Below are 1099 nucleotides of genomic sequence, written 5' to 3'. Positions count from 1 at the left end.
TAACTAAAAAAATATGCTTGCCCCAATCCCCAATAGTGGCCTCACCAACACCATCAATCATTTCTACATTTTTGCCGGCTACGTTATAGCTGACATCAATTTGTTTGCACTCAATATAAACTGAACTGTCAAGCCTCGGACAGTATAACTCCAACCGAAAAGCACCATCTCCTGCAGCAATACAACCAACATCCCACTCGAGGTTTGATGTTTCGGCACCAATAGCAGGAACACTTTCGACCGCGCCAGGCAATAGTTTACTTAAAACTTCATGCCGCATAATGAAGGCAAGCCCAGCTAACGGACTATTTGGCTTTGGCACCAGCTTTATGTTGCGACGATTCGTTCTAAGGAAAGCGGTACCAGCACCGGAAGGATCTTTATCATCAATCTTGACATCAGCCTCATCCGCCAGATTGCTCGAAATCACCAGGCTACGATGTTCCCACGGCAGGTCCACTTCCCGGCTTAAAAACACCAGGGTGATACGACCGCTCTTGCCAGCGTCCGGCGTAATCTTCCAATCGAACTGGCCATTGACGGGAGCCACCCAATCGTCAAAATTCGGCGATGCACCGATGTTCAATTCGCCACCCTCAACCAGCCCCAGTTTGATCTCCTTGGCAATTTCCGGTGAGACCTCCACTGTCACATCGTTCTCCTGCCCACGGAGCAAAACGAGCTCCTCCCCCCACTCCACTTTCTTGCCGTTGATCAACAATATGGCTCGTTCCCAAGGGCTTGCTGCAACGTTTGCAGCGTTTAGTTCGGCGGTCATGACGACAATTCCTTTTCAGCTATGGACAAAAACAGTCCGTTAACTATCAGGGAAAACTGGCACTCTAGAAACTGTCATAATTGACAGGTTAGCTAGAACACGTTGCGATAGAAAAACCGGACTCTCGTATCAAAAGTCATATAGAGAATGCAATCAGTGCTCCACTCAACAGCGTGCTCACTCTCGTATTCAGTGCCTGCCACATCGGTGAAATGGAACAGATCAGCCAGGTCTTCGCCGGCATCAAGGAACAGTTCGGCCGCCTCGACATCCTGGTCAACAACGCCGCGACCAACCCGCAGTTCTGCAACGTGCTGGACA

Annotated in this window: 1 protein-coding gene and 1 pseudogene; one reads left to right on the top strand and one right to left on the bottom strand. The window is 49.6% G+C overall.

The window, feature by feature from the left end; all coding sequences use genetic code 11:
* Positions 1 to 778: pseudogene (locus tag EI969_RS22925) on the bottom strand (hypothetical protein); the annotation flags it as partial.
* Between the two features lie 140 nt (positions 779 to 918).
* On the opposite strand from EI969_RS22925, the gene EI969_RS22920 reads away from it, so the two are divergent.
* On the top strand, positions 919 to 1099 hold a 181-nt coding region (locus EI969_RS22920), incomplete at its 3' end, for an SDR family NAD(P)-dependent oxidoreductase (protein ID WP_371926015.1).

It is taken from the genome of Pseudomonas sp. PB101, assembly GCF_009764265.1.
In the GTDB taxonomy this organism is placed as follows: domain Bacteria; phylum Pseudomonadota; class Gammaproteobacteria; order Pseudomonadales; family Pseudomonadaceae; genus Aquipseudomonas.
The sequence above is the reverse complement of the archived record's forward strand: the minus strand, read 5'-3'. Positions and strand labels throughout refer to the sequence as shown.